Origin of the sequence: Clostridium lamae (genome assembly GCF_033043255.1) — a bacterium.
GTDB classification, from domain to species: domain Bacteria; phylum Bacillota; class Clostridia; order Clostridiales; family Clostridiaceae; genus Clostridium; species Clostridium lamae.
In genome coordinates this window covers 25,038-46,436 of record NZ_JASCQJ010000017.1, presented here as the reverse complement: position 1 = coordinate 46,436, position 21,399 = coordinate 25,038, and the positions used below count along the sequence as shown (strand labels likewise).

Below are 21,399 nucleotides of genomic sequence, written 5' to 3'. Positions count from 1 at the left end.
AAATTAAGGTAGAAACTCATAATAGAGTTTCTAGAATTAATTTATTTTAGTAATTTTGAACAAATTACATCAACAATTCTACTTTTTTAATTTATATTTAATGCGTTTCACCATCTCAATATTTGGGTACAAATATACCTTAACGCTTTAACGGGCGTTCCCGCTGAAGTCTACTATTAGTTCGATTCAGAGCTCGGAGATGCACTTCAATTAATATCTACTTAAATCTCTTACACCCAAGGAGATTTTTCTCTGAAAGCTTTTATTAACCTACTCTTCTCGTCTTAGCCGTTATTTCCTATCGGATTACTTTGTTTTGTTATAATAACATTATATCACACAATATCAAAATGTGTACTTAAAATATTTATTTTTTTTTTTTTAAATTATTTATAATTTCTTAAAATACTCTTCAAACTATAATTCTTATAAATTCAATAAAGCAAAAAATTATACATATTTAATACTACAAAAAAGCCACCTCCATAAGGATGTGGCTAACTCACTTTTGAACTACGTATTCGTTTATTTAATTATATTCATTAATTTATTTACACTTTTGCCTCTATAAATATTACCCTAGATCTTATATACTATAATTTAGAAAATCCTACGATTCCAAATGCGCCTGGGCCTCCATGACTTGTTATTACACAGCCTGTTTTCATCCAATTAATTTTTTCAAATCCTATTTCCTTTGCTTTTTCTTCAGCCAATTTACGAACTGTATCTGATAATCCTATGGACCACAAGAAATACACTTCTTTTTTATCTAAATTTTCCGCATTGCTATATTCTTCTATTAGTCTTGTTACTATCTTCTCCATTTTACCTCTATACTTTTTCTTAGCTACTAAATAGCCATTATCAATTTCAATTGATGGATGAATATTTAATATTTTTCCACCTATGAACACTGCATTACTCACACGCCCTCCAGCTCTAAGATACTCTAATTCAGAGGGAACAAAGCACATTCTTGTACGATTGCTTATGTTGCTTACTTCCTTTATCAATTCATCCATAGTAACATTAGGATTTTCTTTTAAATATCTAGCTGTTTCAATTACAATCGCTGCTTGCCCAATAGATACTTGCTTAGTATCAAAACTAGTAACATAATCTCTATCTTCTGCTGCTATCACCGCACTTTGATATGAGCAAGTAGTTACTGCAGAATATGCTAAATGTAATATCTGTTTATCTGGATATAATCTGTGAATATCATCGAATACTTTTATAAAATCTTGTGGTGAGCTTCCACTTGTCTTTGGTGTTTTATTTGTATTGTTGTAATACTCACAAATTTTTTCAACTGGAAAAGTTCCATCATCAAAAGTATTATCTCCCATTGTAACATGCATTGGAACAAGGAAAATCCCTAATTCTTTTGCAATATCTTTTGGAATATCTGAACCTGTTTCTGCCACTAATATAATATTATTCATTATTATTTACTCCTTTTTTTATCTGTTTATTTTACATTGTTAAAGCAATTTAATAAAATTAAAGAATAAATTACTCTTTACCTTCATTTAATTATGTATATTTAAAATTCGTATTTTTCTTTAAGTAATCATCTATCATTATTAACCTTAAAATAGTATTACGTATTTTTAAACAATTTACTAAATAATTATAATTGTATTATAACATTATTAAAATGAAAAGAACCACTTTTTACTAACTAAGTTAATAAAAAATGGTTCTAGGTTTTTAAGTATTCAAATTTTACACATTTAATAAAATTATAATTCCTAAAATATGAGAAACAAGGCTTAAAACTAAACCTATTATTCCTATAACAAGTGATATTTTAAACTTTTTATTTGCTTTATAAGCTTTCTTTCTTGCTGACATTACTATTGCTATAATAGATGTTATATAACCTATTAAAGGACTGAATAGACCGAAAATAATACTAATAACAGCTAATACGATTGCTGCTATATGTTTAGAAGATTTTTCTGTAACTGAATTACTTTCCATAAATATTTCCCCCTTTTATTTCAACATAAACATAATAACATTTTTGTTTAATCTTGTAAATCGATTGCATTTCTTTCTTGTAAATATCTAATTGCTCATATATTAAATAAATTCATATACTATAAAATAATAAAACTCTTCTTATGTTAATCATCTATATGAAATTAGCCCCGTCAAATAGACAGGGCTAACTTCACACTAAATTGTTACTATACTTATTAAACTTTTTAATTTTGATTTATACTTAAATTATCAGTATTGCTACAAAAGTAGTAACTATAAGCCCAATTATAACAGGCTTAAGATTTTTCTTAGTAAGTTCAAAAGGATCTACACCACATATTGCTGCTACAGGTATTACAGCCCAAGGAACTAAAGTTCCTCCACCAACCCATATTCCTGCTATTTGTCCTAGAGCTGTGAATGTTTCTATTCCTCCGCCAAGAGCAGTTGAAAATATTTTTGCAATAGATCCAACTAAGGATATACCTGAAAAACCTGAACCATCTAAGCCTGTAATAGCTCCTACAGCAGTAAGTGTACTTGCTGAAACAGTTGAGTTTAAAGGAACAATATTTGCAAGAGCAAGCCCTAAATCATTTACTATACCATTAGAAGCTTTATTAAGTATATCTCCAAACACTTCATTAAATGCTGAATCTCCTAAATAGAAAAATGCTGCAACAGGTATCACAATACCAAATATTTTAAAACCAAACTGTAGCCCTTTTACAAGATCATTTGTAATTTTCTCAAGAGCATCTCTCTTATAAGTTATTATAGAGATTAAGCTTAATATAAATACAGCAGTACCACCTATAAGGGCAGTTGCATCTCCGCCTTGAAGGTTTGCCTTAAACATTATAACTATATCTATAGAAAATAATATTAAAATAAGTAAAGCTAATGCTCTTCTTAGTTTTTGGGAAGATATAAGCATTTTTTTATTAGTGTTATTTTCTTCATTATCTATATTATATTCAGTAGACATTGCTCCTGATTTAATATCCTTTCTAAGAAAATAGAATGCAGAAACAGTAGTAACAACCCCCATTGTTATTGTAAGAGGAATACTTGCTGAAATAACGCTTGCTACTGGTATACCAGCTGCATCAGCAGTGATTTTAGGAGCTGCTTGAATTATATAATCACTTGCTAAAGCTATGCCATGTCCAAATAAATTTATAGATATAGCTACTCCCATAGCTGGAAGCCCTGCTTTCTTAGCAATAGGTAAAAATATAGCACCTATAAGTGCTACTGCTGGTGATGGCCAAAAGAACCAAGACATAATCATCATAACTATCCCAATAACCCAATAAGCAATCCAATAATTCTTAATTACCCCTTTAAACGGAGACACTATCTCATTATTTATACCAGAATCCATTAAAATACTACTCATTGCCGTTATAACTGAGATAATAAAAATCGTAGGCATTAGTTCTTTTGTAGCATATACAAAGCTATTAAAAATCCCCATAACTGCCTCATAAATTGATTCAGTTCCAACAAGTCCTATGATGAATATTCCTAATATACAAATTAGTGATATATCTTTCTTCATTATCATTGCAACAATAATACTAATGATAAAGATAAGATAAATATAGTGTAGTGGTGTTAGTATTACATCTATCATGTTTCTCTCCTCTTTATAAATTACTATAGTATTAAAGTATGCGACAATTTTCACCTAGTTACAGAATTATTGTCATAATAAGACAATATATACTTTTTATCCATGTAAAAATAAATAAGCTAGCAGTCTTTTTATTGACCACTAGCTTATTTTTAAACAGATATGTTGAACTCTGCTTTAATAGTTTCACTATATCTTATTATCTTAACTGGGCACTTTTCAGCACATTTTCCACAATTTATACATTTAGTATAGTCAATTTTGGCAAGATTATTATCTACAGTAATAGCCTCACTTGGACATACTTTAGTACATAATTTACATCCTATACAACCTACACTACATACTAGTTTTACATCTTTCCCCTTATCATTAGAATAACATTGAACTTGATATTCTGAACTATAAGGAATCATTTCTATAAGATTATTAGGACAAGTTTTTATGCATTTTCCACATGCAACACACTTTTCTTTATCTACTACTGCTATTCCATCTATTATATGAATTGCATCAAATAAACAATCTCTTACACAAGAACCATACCCTAGACATCCATAAGAACAAGCCTTTTCTCCTCCCCCAGGAGCAATAACTGCCTTACGACAATCTTCTATTCCATAATAGTTATACTTTTTCTTAGCACTATCGCAAGTTCCTCCACATTTTACAAATGCTATTTGTTTTTCTTTCTCTTCTATAGCAACTCCCATAACTTCGCTTATTTGATTTGCTACTGTAATACCACCTACTGGACAGCTATTAGCTTCTGCTTCTCCTAATGATATTGCTTTAGCTAATCCATCACAACCAGGAAATCCACATGCTCCACAATTATTACCAGGAAGAAGTTCTCGCACTGCCAATTCTTTTTCATCTACTTCAACTTGTAGTTTCTCTCCTGCAATTCCAAGAAGAATTCCTATTATAATTCCAGTTCCTCCTAAAACGGCTGTCGCTATTATAATCTCTCCCATTTTCTTTCCCCCTTATAATCCAGCAAATCCCATAAAAGCAATTGCCATAAGACCTGCAGAAATTATTACTATTGGCATTCCCTTAAAAGATTCTGGTATATCATTATGTTCTATTCTTTCTCTTATTCCTGCAAGTATTAAAATTGCAACTAAATATCCTACTGAAGTTCCAAGACCAGCTATTACACTAAAAATAAAACTTTCTAGATAACTTGTATATTGAACTTGAATATTTGTAAGAGCAACTCCAAGTACTGCACAGTTTGTAGTTATAAGAGGAAGATACACTCCAAGCGCTTTATAAAGACTAGGAATATATTTTTTTAGAATCATTTCAACTAATTGAACTAAGGCTGCAATTACTACTATAAATACTATAGTCTTCATATATTCAAGACTAAATTTTACAAGTATAAAATTATAAATAAGGTTAGTTATTGCAGAAGAAAGAGTTATAACGAAAATAACTGCTCCCCCCATTCCAACTGCGGTTTCTGTCTTTTTTGAAACTCCCAAGAAGGAACAAAGCCCTAGGAATTGATTAAGTAATACATTATTTATAAAAACTGTAGTTATTATAACTAAAATTAAACTTTGTACCATAATTATTTCACTCCTTCATCAATTCCATTAATTATTTCTATCTTTGAACTACATCCTTGAATACTACATCCAGCACAACCTGTACTACAATGATCTGATGAACTATCTTTCTTATTAGTAGCACTAGGTGCATTAAATTTATTTTGAAGAGCTGTTAAAAATGCAATTACAAAGAATGCTCCTGGAGCTAGTACAAATATTGATACCGGTTCATAAGAAGTTGGAAGTACTGTGAAGCCAAATAATTGTCCACTTCCTATTAATTCTCTTACAGCACCAATAACTAAAAGCCCTACTGTAAAACCAAGTCCCATTCCAATTCCATCAAAAACAGATGATGTTACATCATTTTTAGATGCATATGATTCTGCTCTTCCAAGAATAATACAGTTAACAACTATAAGAGGTATAAAAATACCAAGAGACTTATATAAACTTTCATAAAAATATGCTTCAAGTAACATTTCTACAATTGTTACAAAAGAAGCTACTATAACTATATAAGCAGGCATTCTAACTTTATCTGGTATTACTTTTCTAAGCATTGATATAAGCATATTTGACATTACAAGAACTGCAGTCGTAGCAAGTCCCATTCCAACTCCATTAATAGCTGCAGTAGTAACAGCCATAGTTGGGCACATTCCAAGCATCATTACAAAAGTAGGATTTTCTTTAATTACTCCATTATAAATACGTTCTGTATATCTATTCATATATTAAAAAGCCTCCTTATTTATAATATACTCTTCAGCAAAAACTAATGCTGAATTTACAGCTTCAGTAACTGCAGCAGTTGTAATAGTAGCCCCACTTATAGCATTTATTTCGTCTTCAGCAGCTGCTCCTGATTTTGTATATTTTATTTCTTTAACATTTTTACCTGCAAATTGTGATTTAAACTCATCATCATTTGCTTTCATACCAAGTCCTACTGTCTCACTAATTGAAAGTATTTCAAAGCCTTGAATTTTTCCTTCTTTATCTAGTCCAAGAGAAATTTGAATATTTCCACCGTATCCATTTGGAGAAGTAGAATTTAATATATATCCTATAACTTCATTATTAGACTTTGCAATTAATGCTTCATCTATTTTAGTTCCATTAAAGCCTTTATCAACCAAAAATTCCTTAGATGAATTGCACTTTTTAATCAAGTCTTCATTTTCTTCAAAAGTTTCTGCATCATTAAACATGGCTCTATAAGCTTTATTTTTTTCCTCCGTCCTAGCATAGGCAATAGGTTCAGTTGTTATTCTATTAACTGCTGCTAATGCAAATCCAGCGACAAGAGTTATAATTAAAAGTATTATTGTATCTTTTATGATTGTACTTTTATGATTAGCCATTTATTCTTGCCTCCTTTCCAAATGCCTTTGGAAGAGTATATTTCTCAATAAGAGGAACAAGAATATTAGCTAAGATTATAGCATAGGAAACTCCTTCTGCTGAACTTCCATAAACTCTGAAAACTGCTGTAAGGAAACCTAATAAGACTCCAAAAACTATTTTCCCTTTTTGAGTTATTGGACAAGTAACATAATCTGTCGCCATAAAGAAGGCACCTAACATTAATCCTCCACCAATAACATTTCCTATAATATATTCTATGTTAAATCCTTTTCCACCTAAAAGATTCATTAATACTATAAATACAATGAAAGATCCTATATATGTCATAGGAATTTTTAGTGAAATTATTCTTTTTCTTAGAAGATAAATTGCTCCTATTAAGATTGCGATAACTGACGTTTCTCCAATTGTTCCTCCTGTTGTTCCAAGGAACATACTTAATAAATTAAAATCTCCTCCTGTTTTAACTGCTGAAAGTATAGTTGCAGATGAAACTCCATCAACCATAGCATATCCAGTTATAGCAGCACGTCCATTCATTATGATTCCTTTAAGTGTATTATCTGCTGCAATACCAAAGTCTGTCATAATCCTTGAAAATGAGATAAGTAAAAAACATCTTGCAGCTAAAGCAGGATTCATAAAGTTTTGCCCCACGCCTCCAAAAAGCTGCTTAACAATTATTATTGCAAAAACTCCACCTACTATTGGCACCCAAAAAGGTATAGTTGATGGCATATTGTATGCTAACAAAAGACCTGTAACTAATGCACTACAGTCACTTATAGTAATTACTTTCTTCATTCTTTTTTGATAAATATATTCAGTAAGAATACAAGTGGCAACACTTACTAATATTATTATTAATGCATTCAATCCAAAATTATATACTCCAAATAGACCTGCAGGGATTAATGCAATCGCAACATCAGCCATTATTGTTTTAGTACTTTCTTTACTTCTCACATGAGGTGATGCTGATACATTATATAATTCACTCATTTTAGATAATTCCTTTCCCCGAAATATTTTTATTTCCCCATAATTATTTTCATTACTTCAATTTTAAAATTTATATATTATTTCTTTTTTCTACTATCTAAAACACTTTTCCTACTTTGTTTGAAAGCTTGCGTAATTCTTCTTTTTGCAGGACAAATGTATGTACAGCTTCCACATTCATAACATTCCATACCATTAAGTGCTATAAATGCTTCATCATCTATACCATCTACATGTTCAACCACTTTTTGAGGTATAAGACTACTAGGACATACTTCTACACATCGTCCACAACGAATACACGCAGTAGGTTCATTTTCTGCTACTTCATCTCTTGTAAAACATAAAAGTGCAGAAGATGTTTTAGTAACTGGAATATCAAGATTAAATATAGCAGTTCCCATCATAGGCCCACCTGAAATAATCTTTTCTGGCCTTTCTTTAAAACCTCCAGCTTCTTCTACAAGTTCAGAATAGTTTGTACCTATTTTCACTGAAAAATTTCTAGGATTATTAATAGCATCTCCTGTAACAGTAATTATTTTTCTCATTAGAGGTGTAGATTCACAAACAGCCATATAAATTGAGACTATAGTATCAACATTATCAACTACACATCCAGCATCTGCTGGCAGCATAGATGAATTAATTCTTCTTCCTGTCGTTGCAAAAATCACTGAACGCTCTGCCCCTTGTGGATATTTTGTTTTAAGTACAGATACCGAAATATTATTTTCTCCTTCTGCTGCTTTACGAAGAACTTTTATAGCCTCTGGTTTATTATCCTCAATTGCAATTATACCTTTAGCATTTGGGAATAAACTTAGAACTACCTTAAGCCCTCCAATAATTTTTTCAGGCATTTCAAGCATAACTCTATAATCTGAAGTTAAATAAGGTTCACATTCTACAGCATTTACAATTACATAATCGATAGAATTCTCATCCTTAGGAGTAAGTTTAACATGGTTTGGAAATCCTGCTCCACCTAATCCTACTATTCCTGCTTCTTTAATATAATTTCTTATTTCTTCTTTGGAAAGCTTTGTGTAATCTCTCTTTTCTCCAATACCTTCCGCCAATTTATACTCGTTGTCGTTTTCGATAATAATAGATATAACCTTATTACCTGAAACAGTAAGTCTTGGTTCTATAGCCTTTACTATACCTGATACTGAAGAAATTATATTGGCAGAAATAAATCCTGTAGCTTCCCCAATTTTTTCTCCTGCTAAAACTTTATCTCCAACAGTAACTATTGGTTTTGCTGGAGCTCCTATATGCTGAGACATAGGAAAAATCAGATTTCCTTTAGGAAGAATCTCCTTTATGGGAATATCTTTTGACATTTCTTTTCCATCATTCGGATGAATTCCACCTTTAAATGTACCTAATTTCATAAGCTCAATCCTTTACCTTTAAATTTTTCAACACTTTAATTATATTCCACAGTGTCTCATTAAACAATTGCATAAAACATTTTTTTCTACTAATTAAATATTGTTCTATAATTTATATTATTTTACATAGATATCTTCCCCGCTCCTTAATATTCCTCCTATATAGTTATCGGATGAATGTCCTATAAATTAAGCTAAAGTTATTTTTATTTTCTATTTCTTTGTCTATTATTCTCTAAAATGTAAAAAGACCTTGTAAATTATACAAAGTCTTTTTAAAATCATAACTTTAAATTTTATATTTTAATTAGTGGATTTATAGGTTTTTGCTTAAAAAATTTATATCACTTTTTACTATTAACTTATCAACCTATCAATCCTAATCTTGAAATATTTTGTGAGGATTTAATATATTTTTAGGATCAAAAGCTTTTTTAATTCCTGCCATTACTTCTATTAGATCTGGATCCATTGATTTTAATAAATATGATTTTTTAGCATATCCAACACCATGCTCCCCAGATACTTGTCCTTCTAATTCTCTAGCCTTGCCATAAATTTTTTCCATGGCATCATTCATTTTTTCATCCCACTCTTCTTCATTCAAATCATCTCTTAAAATATAAGCATGTAAATTACCATCTCCAGCATGTCCAAAGCTTTTAATTCTAACATTTACTTCTTTATAAAGATTATGAATATATTCTACCATGTCATTAACACGATTTCTTGGAACAACTACATCAACTTCATCCATATAAGTTGTAGATCCTTTTATAGCTTCAAGGAATGCTCCTCTTGCTTTCCAAATAGATTCTTCTCTTTCACTTGTATCTGAAATTAATATATCAGAAGCTCCTTGCTCTAAACAAAGTTTTGCTACATTATCATAAGCCTCTTCAATTTCTTCTGTTGAATTGCCATCAAACTTTAATAATAAATAAGCATCTGCACTGTTATCTGGGAATTTCTTTCCTAAATACTCCTCTGCATCTATAATAACTTCCCTTTGCATAAATTCAATAGCTGTTGGAATAGTTTTTGATTTAACTATTAAAGGTACAGTTCTTATTGCCTTTTCTAAAGTTGGATATGGAATTAATAAACTAATTGCTTTTTTAGGTAGTGGTAATAATTTCATTGTTGCTTTTGTTATTAATCCTAGTGTTCCCTCTGATCCAACCATTAAATCTTTTAGAGCATAACCTGTACTGTTCTTTACTACCTTTCCCCCTAAATTCACCACTGTTCCATTTGGAAGAACTACTTCAAGACCTCTCACATAGTCTCTTGTAACTCCATATTTAACGGCTCTCATCCCCCCTGCATTGGTACTTATATTTCCACCTATTGTTGCAGATTTTTCACCTGGATCTGGCGGATAGAATAATCCTCTTTCCTCTACATAAGCTGATAATTCCATTAATAGAACTCCTGGTTCTACTGTAATTGTTAAATTTTCTTCATCTAGTTCTAAAAAATTATTCATTAAAGTTGTATCTATCATAATTCCATGTTCTATTGAAACAGATGCTCCAACAAGTCCTGTTCCTGAACCACGTGGTGTTACTGGAATGTTATTATCATAAGCATATTTCATTATTTGAGAAGCCTCTTCTGTAGAAGTAATCTTTATAACAACATCTGGATAACTTACTGTATCACTTAATTCATCATGGCTATATTCTTCATTAATATCTTCACCATAAAGAACCCTGCTAGCATCATTTATAATCCCATATATATAATCCAAATCATCTTTATCTATTCTTTTATAATCCATAACAAAGTACCTCCTCATTATTTTTTATTTTTTTAATTAAATTAGGTATAATCTCATATAAATCTCCAACTATTCCATAATGAGCTGTTTTAAATATTGGAGCATTTTCATCCTTATTAATTGCAATAATATTTTCTGAATTATTCATTCCAGCAGCAAATTGTACAGAGCCATATACTCCACAAGTAATAATTAATTTTGGTCTTACTGTTCTTCCACTTAATCCAACTTGTCTTTTTACCTCTATCCATCCAGCTTCAGCTAATGGTCTTGTGCAGGCAACTTGTCCTCCAAGTAAATCTGCCAGTTCCTGTATCATTGCTAAGTCTTCTTCCTTTTTAATTCCACGGCCTGCAACAATTAAAACATCTGAAGCTTCAATAAATTGCTCTTTTTCTTTTGAAATAATATCAAGAACTTTAATTTTGGATTGTAGTTTTTCAGCTTCTATATTGCACTTAACAATCTCTCCAGTTTCTTCAATATTTCTCTCAGGTGCATTCATAACCTTATAACGAACAGTTGCAATTTGCGGTCTATTGTTAGGTGTTAAAATTTGTGCCATAATATTTCCACCAAAAGCTGGTCTAATTTGAACTAAGTCTGTATTTTCATTAATATCAAGGATTGTACAGTCTGCTGTAAGTCCAGTTTTAACTCTAGCTGCAAGTCTTGGTGCTAATTGACGACCTACTGGTGTTGCTCCAACTAAAATTGTAGTTGGTCTAAATTTATTAACAAAATCTTCAAAGGCAGCTGTATATGGTTCTATCTTAAATCTTTCTAAATATTCATCATCATAAACAAATACTTTATCCACACCATAATGAAGAACTTCACGGCACTTTTCTGTTATATTATTTCCTAACATAATAGCATAAACTGGATGATTAATTTTTGCTGCAAGCTCTCTTGCCTTTCCAATAAGTTCATAAGTTACTGGATGAATTTCGCCATCAATATGATCTATATAAACAGTTATTCCCTTATAAATACTTTTATCCACTGCTACTACTTCTTCTTCCACATATTCAATAGCACCTTTTGGACCTTTTTTAACACATAACTTACACATTTTGCAAGCTGCATTTATTTGAAGCTTTCCAGCTTCTTCTTCCATAGCTCCAAAGGGACATATTTTTATAATATCTTGAATGTTTCCAACCTTATCCTGATTTATTAAAAGTTTAGCCATTACCTTCTACCTCCTATAGGAATTTTAATTCTTTTAATTTGTCTGCTAATTTATTTGTGATATCTGTAGAGTCACCTCTCCATATTTCTTGATGATCATTGGTTGCTGGTGGGAAAATACGCTCTACTTGAGTTGGTGAACCACTAAGACCATAGTGTTTTTCATTCTTATCATCTAAATCATTAAATGTAATAATTTTTATTTCACGATCCTTAGTTTCCTGTTTTTTAACATAAGACGGAAGTCTTGGCATAAATATGTTTTTCTCTACTGATATAAGACATGGATATTCTACTTTTGCAACTTCCAGATCATCACTCATATCCATTTCTACAGTTATTCCATCATCTTCTAATTCTAAAATTTCTCTTACATTACATACACTTGGAATATTTAGCCACTCAGAAACTTCTGGTCCTACTTGTGCTGTATCTCCATCAGTAGTTTGCTTTCCGCAAATAATTAAATCAAAATTGCCTAATTTTTTAATTCCTTGTGCAATTGTATAGCTAGTTGCTAAAACATCTGCTCCACCAAATTTTCTATCTGAAATTAAAGCTCCATTATCAACTCCCATAGCGAAGGCTTCTTTAATTACACTAATTGCTTGGTTTGGTCCCATTGATATAACGCTTATTGTTCCGCCCTTTTTTTCTCTTATTCTTAAAGCTGTTTCAATTGCATATAAATCGTAAGGATTCATTTTAGATTCAACGCCATTTCTTTTTAATACCCCTGTAACCGGATCAACTTCAACCTTACTTGTTCCAGGTACTTGTTTAATACATACTAGAATATTCATATTATTAATCACCTATCCTTTATAACTTTTAAAATATATTAAATAAATTGTGCTCCAACATAATTAATTATTCCCATTAGTATTAAGAAGAGAGCATAATATTTAATTACCCCTTTTAAGATAACGTTTTCTTTCGACTCAAGACCAACTGCTCCAATAGCAATCGCAATACTTTGTGGAGAAATCATTTTTCCTGCTGTAGCTCCTGCTGTATTAGCAGCTGCTATCCATGATGAATTAAAATTAAGTGAACTTGCAGTTTCTGCTTGAAGTCCTCCAAATAAAACACTTGATGAAGTTCCACTTCCTGTTACGAAAGATCCTATTGAACCTAGTAAGGGAGAAAATAGTGGATAAAATGAGCTAGTAACTTTAACAAACATCTCTGCAATGGAAGCAATCATTCCGCTATATCCCATAATCTTTGAAGTTGCCATAATAGACATAATAGTTACAATCGTTTTCATCATTTGCAATGCTGTATCCTTTAAAATAATTGTAATCTTGCCAAACTTAGCACCTTGCACAATTCCACCTATATAAGCTGAAAGAATAATCCACACTCCTGGTGTTGAAACCCATGCAAAAGTATAAGGTTTTGCTCCTTCTCCATTGTAAATGCTTACTGATGTTTTTACTTGTGCTAATAAATTATGAACTGGTTTAACTAAATTTGATGTACCTATTAAGAATACAAATATTAGAATAAATGGAAGCCAGGCTTTTACTGCTTCTTTTTTACTTATCTTCTCATTTTCTATTGTACCCATATTAAATTCTGGAGTAATATCCTTATTTTTAAATACTTTCGCCGCTAATATTGTGCAAAGCATTGATGACACAGAACCTATTACTACTGGAAGTTCTGGTCCAATATATTTAGCTACTAAATACTCTGGAATCAAAAAGGATAATCCAGAAATTAAAGTAATTAAACCTACTCCCTTAAATGCTCTTTTAGATTTTGCTGTTAAAAATACCATAATAAAAGGTGTTAAAATTATTATTGGTGCAAGCTGAGTAACTGTATTAACAGATAACCCCATTACACTAAGCTCTGTTACTTTTGATAATGTAGTAGTCGGAATCCCTATTGATCCAAAAGCAGTTGGACTTGCATTAGCAACTAAGCATACTACTGCTGAAAATAATGGATCAAATCCCAGTGCCCATAGCATACTAGCTGGTATTGCTATTGCAGTTCCGAAACCTGCCATCCCCTCCATAAATCCTCCAAATCCCCAGGCGATTATTAAAACTAAAACTCTTTTATCTCTTGTAACTCCTGCTAACATTTTCTTAATGATTTCCATATACCCTGTATGAATACATACATTATAGGTAAATACTGCTGCAATTATTACTACTATGATAGGCCAAAGCGCCATTGAAGCTCCTTCAAAAATTGCTGTAATACTGTTTATAAGAGGCATGTCCCACAACATAACAGCAATAATAAAAGATAAAACCAAGGCTATAAGGCAAGCTTTATATCCCGGCATTTTTAAAGCTGTTAATGCTATAATAAGCCAGATAATTGGTAGTAAGGCTAAGATGAATGAAACAATCATAATTATTCTCCTTTTTAAATTTGTTAAAGTAATTTTTTATTCAATGTGGTCCACGTGATTAATTGAACGGTTGTAGTACTACTTTATTTAAAGATAATATATTAATTATTTATTCCTTTGTTTATTGATCTTAGTCTATATTGGTAGGACCAGTTTCACCAAAAAAAATTTTTAAATATAATTTTATTTGAAACTGGTAGGACCTGTTGTAAGTAAATAGTAACACCAGTTCCTCCTATTGTAAATAAAGGTTATTTTTTTAACATCTTGTTTTAACATTTTTCAGAATTCATTAAAAATTCTGCTAAATTTAAACCATTTACCTTATTTTAGTTAAAATTTACTTAAATTTTCATTTATCAATTCAAAATGTTTGTTAATTGCTTGATAAGCTAATTCTTTATCTCTATTAATTAAACTTTTTACCATATTATTATGAGACTCTTGAAGCTTCACCTTACTTTCTTCTGTTAATAATATTTCTCTTCTAAGATCAGTTATAAATCTATTCATTATTTCTGAAAGAGCTTGCAAAATATCCACAATCAATTTGTTTCTTGATGCAATTGCAATATTATAGTGAAGTTTTTTATCTAGAATAACATTATTTTCTTCTGTTTGGCTTTCTAATTTTAAGCTAATTTCCTCTATTTCCTTAAGTTCTTCATCACTTATTTCATCAATAGCTAATAAAAGAGCTTGAGTTTCTAAAGCAAAACGTAACTGACTAATTTCTTTGTAATTAATTTGATTTAAAATAAACAGCATTGACAATGATTCAATCAAATTATTTTCAAAGTTTCCTGTTAAATAATTACCTGCTCCATGCTGACTAGATATTATACCCATAAAATCTAAAGTTCTAATAGCTTCTCTTACTGAATTACGACTAACTCCAAGCATCACAGATAATTCTCTTTCAGATGGAAGCTTCTCACCCATTTTTAATTCACCTATTCTTATTTGATATTTAATATAATCAATAACTTTAATATACGATTTTTTTTGTTCCACTTTCTCACCTCAAAATCCTATTTTCTCTACCTATAATATACCATAATATCTATAATAAGTAATATTCCTTCTACATTATTATAACGTTTTTTTTGTTTAAGATCCTTATTTTAAAGTAATAAAAATAAAAACTCCAAAAGATAGAATCTCTCTCTTTGGAGTTTTACATTCTTTATAAACTATTTATTTCTTCCATCTACATACCACATTTTCAATGAAATCCAAAAGTAGAAATAGTATTAATCCCAATATACTTAATATAAGTATTCCAGAATACAGATCTATATAGTTAATTCTTGACCAAGCATCTTGTATAAAATAGCCTACTCCTTTGCTCGTCCCATATGCTTCTGAAAAAAATAATATTGAAAAAGCTGTTCCTATAGACAATCTAATATTAGTCAATATATCAGGTAATATAGAGGGCATAGTTACATGGTAAAATAATTCTAACCTTTTTGCACCTAAGCTTATTAGCATATTATAATCTTCTTTAGATACATTAATTACTGAATCTCTTACTGAAACTATTATTTGAAATACTATAATTAAAACTATCATAGCAATCTTAGATCCATCCCCAAGTCCACCTAAAGTCATAGTTATTGGTAATAGAGCCATTTTGGGTATTGGATATGTAAAATATATAATGGGATTTAATAATTTATTTATCTTATCAGAATAGCCCATTATAAGCCCTATAGTAATTCCTATAATAAATGCTATTAATAAGCCAATTCCTACTCTATATAAGCTTGCATATATATGTACATGAAAATCATTTTTAAATAAATTAGGTAAATTAGCATATATTTTTAGTGGGCTAGGTAATATTCTAGAATTCATTAATAAAGAAAATATATACCAAAGTATATTTAATATTATAAATCCTTTAATAAAAATCCAAATTTTCTTTAATTCTTTCATTTACCTTCCCCACCTTTAATTAAGCCTTTTATATAAGAAAACATCTTAGAATAGCATGGATGATTTTTGTAGTCTTTATTATTAAATAAACTATTATCTATAACATCAATTATCTTACCTGGTGTATTAGATATTACTATAATCTTTTTTCCCATATATAGTGCTTCATCTATACTATGAGTTACAAAAAATGTGTTGTTTTTATTTTCATTCCATATTTCTAAAAATAACTCTTGTGCCTCTTCTCTTATAATTGCATCTAATGCTGAAAATGCCTCATCCATTAACAAAATATCTGGTTTCATTAAGAAGCTTCTTACAATAGCTACCCTTTGCTTTTGACCTCCACTCAGCTCTCGTGGATATCTATGCTTTAATTCATATATACCTAATCTTTTCATCATTAAATCCATTTTATTAATAATTTCTAGCTTATCTATATTAGCTTTTTTTATTTTTAATGGTAAAATACAATTTTCTTCTACTGTTTTCCATGGCAAAAGGCCAAAGTTTTGAGGAATTAAACCTATATTATGAATATGAGGGTTAAGTTTTTCTGAATTTAGAAGAACTTCACCCTCATATTCTTTTATTATTCCTGATAATACATTTAATAAAGTTGTTTTTCCACACCCTGAAGGCCCTATTATTGCACATATATCTTCAGATTCTATTTCAATACTTACTGGACCTAGTGCTTTTACTTTTTCCTTTTTAGATTCATAGAAAACAGATAAATCCTTTATCTGTATCATAAAATCTCTCCTATAAATTACTTGATTCCAATATTACTTATTACATCTTTAGCTTTTAAATCTTTACTAATTATTCCATTATCTTTTGACCAATCAAATACTGCTTGAACTCTTTCTTCTGATGGTAAGTAATTTACATTAATTTCTGGTAATATTATATTACCTCTCATTTCTTCTGAATATCCAACTGTTGATATAACTATATCTTCATACTCTTTTAGATCAGTATTATTCATATATTCTACTGCTTTATTATAGGCATTATAAAACTTCTTAATATCATCTGGCTTATTAGTTATTACATCTTGTAAGAATCCTATTACTGATATCATTATATCTGCATTGTCTATATAAGCTAATTCTTTTCCACCATCAGCTACTGCTGTATCATTAAATGGCGCTGGTAATATAGCTGCATCTATTTGATTGTTTTTAAGAGCTTCTAATCTTGCTGGCATCGCTGGTATAGCAACTTTCTCTACATCCTTTGTATCTACTCCATTTTCCGTAGCTATATAATCAGCTAGATAGTCTATCATAGTATGCTCAGATATACCCATTTTTTTGCCCTTCAAATCTTCTAACTTTTCTATTCCTGAATCTTTACCTACTACTAAAGTCCAAGAACCATTTGTTGTTCCTGTTATCTTCATGTCAATTCCTGAATTTTGATAAATAGATATAGCTACTTCATCAGCAAGTACACCATCTAATTCTCCTGCTTGAAGTGCAGCATCTCTATCTTTAGCTGCTTTAAATACTTGAAGGTCTACATCTAATCCTTCTTCTTTAAAATATCCCTTTTCATCTGCTATTACCATTGGTACGATATCTATTGATCCCATTGCCCCAATTCTTAATGTACTCGTTTCTGTTTCTTGTATCTCTTCTGTCTTAGCACAACCTGCCATTGTTCCTATCATAGCTAGTGTCATAAATGTTGTAAGTAATTTTTTAAGCTTCATATTTTGTGTCCTTCCATTTCATAAATAAATTATTTTCTATATTTAAATAATCTAATATTTTCCCAATTAAGAAATCTACTATTTCATCAATACTTTTAGGATGATGATAAAAACCTGGCATAGCAGGAATTATTCCAACACCCATTTTAGATAATCTACACATATTTTCTAAATGTATTGTATTTAGTGGTGTTTCCCTTGGTACTAAAATTAGTTTTCTTCCTTCTTTTAAAGCTACGTCAGCTGCTCTACATAATAAATTTTTAGACAACCCGTGACTTATTTCTGCTAAAGTTCCCATAGAGCAAGGCAGAATTATTACTGCATCATATTTATTAGAACCACTAGCAACCCCTGAAAACATATTATTGTTATTTTCAAGTTTTATATTACTATAATTTAAACTTAGCTCATCAATCCAATCTTTTAAATTTATTCCAAGTTCAAATCCAAATACTTGTCTTCCCTTTTCAGTTGCCACTACATTTATTTGAATGCCTTCTTTAACTAATACTTCTATTAATCTTTTTGCATATATACTTCCACTTGCTCCTGTAATTCCAACTACTATTTTTTTCACAGTTACCTCCTTATGTATATATATTTTTTTAACTACTAATCTATATAATTTATAACATTATAATAAGCAATCTATAACCCCAGTAATTAAAAACACTATACTTATGATCTGATTTACGTTATATGATGCTACTTTAACATTTTTTAAATTACTTGGGCTAACCATCTTATGCTGTACTACAAATAATACTGCTATTATAGATAAACCTATATAATATATTATTCCTAACTCTTTAGCTAATAATCCAACTAAAAATAAACAACCTAATGCAATTATATGGAATACTCTTGATATAAGTAATGCATTTTTAACTCCAAATCTTGCAGGTATTGAGTGGATACCATTTGAAGTATCAAAATCATAATCTTGAGCTCCATATATTATATCAAAACCAGCAACCCATAAAGTATTAGCAGCTCCCATAACTAATGGTAGTAAACTTATTTTTCCTGTAACAGCTAGCCAAGCTCCTACTGGAGCTGCTGCTGATGTTATTCCCAGTACTATATGGCATGTCCATGTAAATCTTTTAGTATATGAATATATAGTCATTAAAAATAATGCTATAGGAGAAAGTATTAAACATATAGTATTAAGCTTCCATGCTGCAAATACCATAATTGCAAAACATAATATTACAAAGATTATTATCTCTTTTTTATTCATTAAACCTTGTGGTAATTGTCTAGTTGCCGTTCTTGGATTTCTCGCATCTATTTCTGCATCTATAACCCTATTTAAAGCGTTTGCTCCTGTTCTAGCACTTAAAAATGCAATTAATATCCAAAATATAGTTGTAAAATTTAATTTATTATTTCCTGCTATTAACATAGATATTAATGCAAATGATAATGAAAAGATTGTATGTGAGAACATTACTAAGGTTCCATAATCTAAGATTTTATTTTTTACTTTACTTAATTCCATATTCGCTCCACCTTCTGTCTACATACTCTTTCATTTCGTCACTCATCTCTATATCCTTTGGCCATTCTCTAGTATGTCCTTCACTTGCTAATTTTCTAGTTGCATCTATTCCTAATCTTCCATCATCGCATATTACGAAATCTCTCTTAGCATCAATATTATTGAATACCTTCCAAGCTACAATAGATAAATTTTTAGGATCTACTTCTTTATCAACTATAATAACCATTTTATTATATATACTTTGTTCCATTTCCCATACAGACTTCATTGTCTCTTTTGCCTGCCCTGGATTCTTTTTATCTATTGATATAATTACACAGCTATTAAAAACTCCTTCTAATGGGAAGTTTATGTCTATTATATCTTCTTTATTTTTAAACTCTTGCCAAACTTTATCTGCTTTTTCTTTTATTTCAGATGTAATTTCCATATCCTCTTGGCTTTCTCTACCTTGAACTTCCATTGGCCATTTTTTAGTTGCATCTATACCAACTCTACTACCATATAAAGGAGTATTAGAGGCATGATCTAAGGCATCTAATGGACCTTCTGCTATTACTATATCTCTCTTAGCATCCATATTATTAAATACATTTAAAGCTACAGCCTCTGCATCTTGAGGGTTTACATCCTTATCTACAACTATAACCATTTTAGTGTACATCATTTGACCCATTCCCCATACGGAATTCATAACCTTATTTGCATGGCCTGGATACTTTTTATCTATAGATATAATTACACAACTATGGAAAACTCCTTCAAGTGGGAAGTTTATATCTATTATTTCTGGATTCATCATTTTAAGTAATGGTAAGAAAATTCTTTCTGTAGCTTTACCCATATAGCAATCTTCCATAGGAGGTTTACCTACAATTGTTGTTGGGTATACAGGATTTTTCTTATGTGTTATACAAGTCACATGGAAAACTGGATAATCATCCGCTAATGAATAATATCCTGTGTGATCTCCAAATGGTCCTTCTAATCTTAACTCTTCATTTACATCAACATATCCTTCTATAATAAATTCTGCATCTGCTGGTACATATATATCATTAGTTATAGACTTTACCATGTTTATTGGAGTCTTTCTTAAGAATCCTGCAAACATCATTTCATCTATCATTTTAGGTAATGGAGCTGTTGCTGAATATGTTATAGCTGGATCACATCCAAGGGCCACTGATATAGGCATTTTGCCACCTAATTTTTTATACTGTTCGTAGATTTCTCTACCATCTTTATGCCAATGCCAGTGCATACCTGTAGTGTTTTTATCATAAACTTGCATTCTGTACATGCCCATATTTTGTATTCCTGTATCTGGGTCCTTTGTAATAACTAAAGGTAAAGTTATAAACTTACCTCCATCTTCAGGCCAGCACTTAAGAACAGGTAATTCATTTAAATCTGGATCATGATTTATTACCTCTTGGCAAGATCCCTTTATAGGTAATTTTATTGGTAAAACCCCTACCATTCTACTTAATCTCGGTAAAGATTTAACTGCACTCATTATCCCCATATAATTACTCATATCTATAAGCTCTTCTATAACATTTCCCATGTCATTTATATTTTTAACACCTAATGCCATTCCCATTCTTTCATATGTACCCATAGCATTTATAAGAACTGGGTATTTAGAGCCTTTAACATTTTCAAATAATAATGCTTTGCCATAGCTTTTAGATACTCTATCTGTTATTTCTGTTATTTCTAATTCTGGATCTACTTCAACTTTTATTCTAGTTAACTCACCTTTTTTATCTAATTCTTTTATAAATGCTTGTAAATCTTTAAAAGACATAACTACCTCCTAAATTTAACCTTCTTGACGCTTCTTTATTTAAGTTATATATTGTTTTCATATAAAAATTATAATGTTGTATATAATTAATCCTACAG

General features: G+C 30.3%; 20 protein-coding genes. All 20 read right to left on the bottom strand.

Going from position 1 to position 21,399, the window contains the following annotated elements; genetic code table 11:
- Nucleotides 1-593: 593 nt before the first annotated feature.
- Nucleotides 594-1,448: a DegV family protein gene (locus tag QK892_RS09895; protein WP_317273391.1), complete on the bottom strand. Its 855-nt coding sequence runs from the start codon at nucleotides 1,446-1,448 to the stop codon at nucleotides 594-596.
- A gap of 283 nt (nucleotides 1,449-1,731) precedes the next feature.
- A complete protein-coding gene (locus QK892_RS09890) occupies nucleotides 1,732-1,989 on the bottom strand; it encodes a hypothetical protein (RefSeq protein WP_317273390.1) in 258 nt (85 codons plus the stop codon).
- Between the two features lie 244 nt (nucleotides 1,990-2,233).
- The gene (locus tag QK892_RS09885) at nucleotides 2,234-3,631 is read right to left on the bottom strand and encodes a hypothetical protein (RefSeq protein ID WP_317273389.1); all 1,398 of its coding nucleotides are present in this window, start codon (nucleotides 3,629-3,631) and stop codon (nucleotides 2,234-2,236) included.
- Nucleotides 3,632-3,783: 152 nt separating this feature from the next.
- Nucleotides 3,784-4,608 (bottom strand): RnfABCDGE type electron transport complex subunit B, encoded by an 825-nt coding sequence (locus QK892_RS09880; protein WP_317273388.1) that lies wholly within the window; start codon nucleotides 4,606-4,608, stop codon nucleotides 3,784-3,786.
- 12 nt (nucleotides 4,609-4,620) lie between these two features.
- On the bottom strand, nucleotides 4,621-5,211 hold the full coding sequence (locus QK892_RS09875) for an electron transport complex protein RnfA (RefSeq protein WP_317273387.1): 591 nt from the start codon (nucleotides 5,209-5,211) through the stop codon (nucleotides 4,621-4,623).
- Between the two features lie 2 nt (nucleotides 5,212-5,213).
- Complete coding sequence (locus QK892_RS09870) at nucleotides 5,214-5,927, bottom strand: electron transport complex subunit E (RefSeq protein WP_317273386.1); 714 nt, start codon at nucleotides 5,925-5,927, stop codon at nucleotides 5,214-5,216.
- A gap of 3 nt (nucleotides 5,928-5,930) precedes the next feature.
- Nucleotides 5,931-6,560: an RnfABCDGE type electron transport complex subunit G gene (locus tag QK892_RS09865; protein ID WP_317273385.1), complete on the bottom strand. Its 630-nt coding sequence runs from the start codon at nucleotides 6,558-6,560 to the stop codon at nucleotides 5,931-5,933.
- A complete protein-coding gene (locus QK892_RS09860; protein WP_317273384.1) occupies nucleotides 6,553-7,566 on the bottom strand; it encodes an RnfABCDGE type electron transport complex subunit D in 1,014 nt (337 codons plus the stop codon). Before QK892_RS09860 ends, QK892_RS09865 begins: the two co-directional genes overlap by 8 nt.
- 77 nt (nucleotides 7,567-7,643) lie before the next feature.
- Nucleotides 7,644-8,966, bottom strand: coding sequence for an electron transport complex subunit RsxC (rsxC, locus tag QK892_RS09855; RefSeq protein ID WP_317273383.1), 1,323 nt, complete (start codon nucleotides 8,964-8,966; stop codon nucleotides 7,644-7,646).
- Nucleotides 8,967-9,345: 379 nt separating this feature from the next.
- Nucleotides 9,346-10,749: an FAD-binding oxidoreductase gene (locus QK892_RS09850; protein WP_317273382.1), complete on the bottom strand. Its 1,404-nt coding sequence runs from the start codon at nucleotides 10,747-10,749 to the stop codon at nucleotides 9,346-9,348.
- On the bottom strand, nucleotides 10,739-11,944 hold the full coding sequence (locus QK892_RS09845; RefSeq protein ID WP_317273381.1) for an FAD-binding protein: 1,206 nt from the start codon (nucleotides 11,942-11,944) through the stop codon (nucleotides 10,739-10,741). The genes QK892_RS09850 and QK892_RS09845 overlap by 11 nt, the downstream gene beginning before the upstream one ends.
- Before the next feature lie 13 nt (nucleotides 11,945-11,957).
- The gene (locus QK892_RS09840) at nucleotides 11,958-12,746 is read right to left on the bottom strand and encodes an electron transfer flavoprotein subunit beta/FixA family protein (RefSeq protein WP_317273380.1); all 789 of its coding nucleotides are present in this window, start codon (nucleotides 12,744-12,746) and stop codon (nucleotides 11,958-11,960) included.
- A gap of 38 nt (nucleotides 12,747-12,784) precedes the next feature.
- Complete coding sequence (locus tag QK892_RS09835) at nucleotides 12,785-14,323, bottom strand: L-lactate permease (RefSeq protein ID WP_394855019.1); 1,539 nt, start codon at nucleotides 14,321-14,323, stop codon at nucleotides 12,785-12,787.
- 327 nt (nucleotides 14,324-14,650) lie between these two features.
- Complete coding sequence (locus tag QK892_RS09830; RefSeq protein ID WP_317273378.1) at nucleotides 14,651-15,331, bottom strand: FadR/GntR family transcriptional regulator; 681 nt, start codon at nucleotides 15,329-15,331, stop codon at nucleotides 14,651-14,653.
- Nucleotides 15,332-15,514: 183 nt separating this feature from the next.
- Complete coding sequence (locus tag QK892_RS09825) at nucleotides 15,515-16,258, bottom strand: ABC transporter permease (RefSeq protein ID WP_317273377.1); 744 nt, start codon at nucleotides 16,256-16,258, stop codon at nucleotides 15,515-15,517.
- A complete protein-coding gene (locus tag QK892_RS09820) occupies nucleotides 16,255-17,013 on the bottom strand; it encodes an ABC transporter ATP-binding protein (protein ID WP_317273376.1) in 759 nt (252 codons plus the stop codon). The genes QK892_RS09825 and QK892_RS09820 overlap by 4 nt, the downstream gene beginning before the upstream one ends.
- A gap of 17 nt (nucleotides 17,014-17,030) precedes the next feature.
- Nucleotides 17,031-17,978, bottom strand: a complete 948-nt coding sequence (locus QK892_RS09815; RefSeq protein ID WP_317273375.1) for an ABC transporter substrate-binding protein — start codon at nucleotides 17,976-17,978, stop codon at nucleotides 17,031-17,033.
- Nucleotides 17,968-18,558 carry a UbiX family flavin prenyltransferase gene (locus QK892_RS09810; protein WP_317273374.1) on the bottom strand — a complete coding sequence of 197 codons (591 nt, stop codon included), beginning with the start codon at nucleotides 18,556-18,558 and terminating at the stop codon, nucleotides 17,968-17,970. Before QK892_RS09810 ends, QK892_RS09815 begins: the two co-directional genes overlap by 11 nt.
- 57 nt (nucleotides 18,559-18,615) lie before the next feature.
- Nucleotides 18,616-19,485 (bottom strand): UbiA-like polyprenyltransferase, encoded by an 870-nt coding sequence (locus QK892_RS09805; protein ID WP_317273373.1) that lies wholly within the window; start codon nucleotides 19,483-19,485, stop codon nucleotides 18,616-18,618.
- On the bottom strand, nucleotides 19,472-21,301 hold the full coding sequence (locus QK892_RS09800; RefSeq protein WP_317273372.1) for a menaquinone biosynthesis decarboxylase: 1,830 nt from the start codon (nucleotides 21,299-21,301) through the stop codon (nucleotides 19,472-19,474). The genes QK892_RS09805 and QK892_RS09800 overlap by 14 nt, the downstream gene beginning before the upstream one ends.
- Between the last annotated feature and the right edge of the window lie 98 nt (nucleotides 21,302-21,399).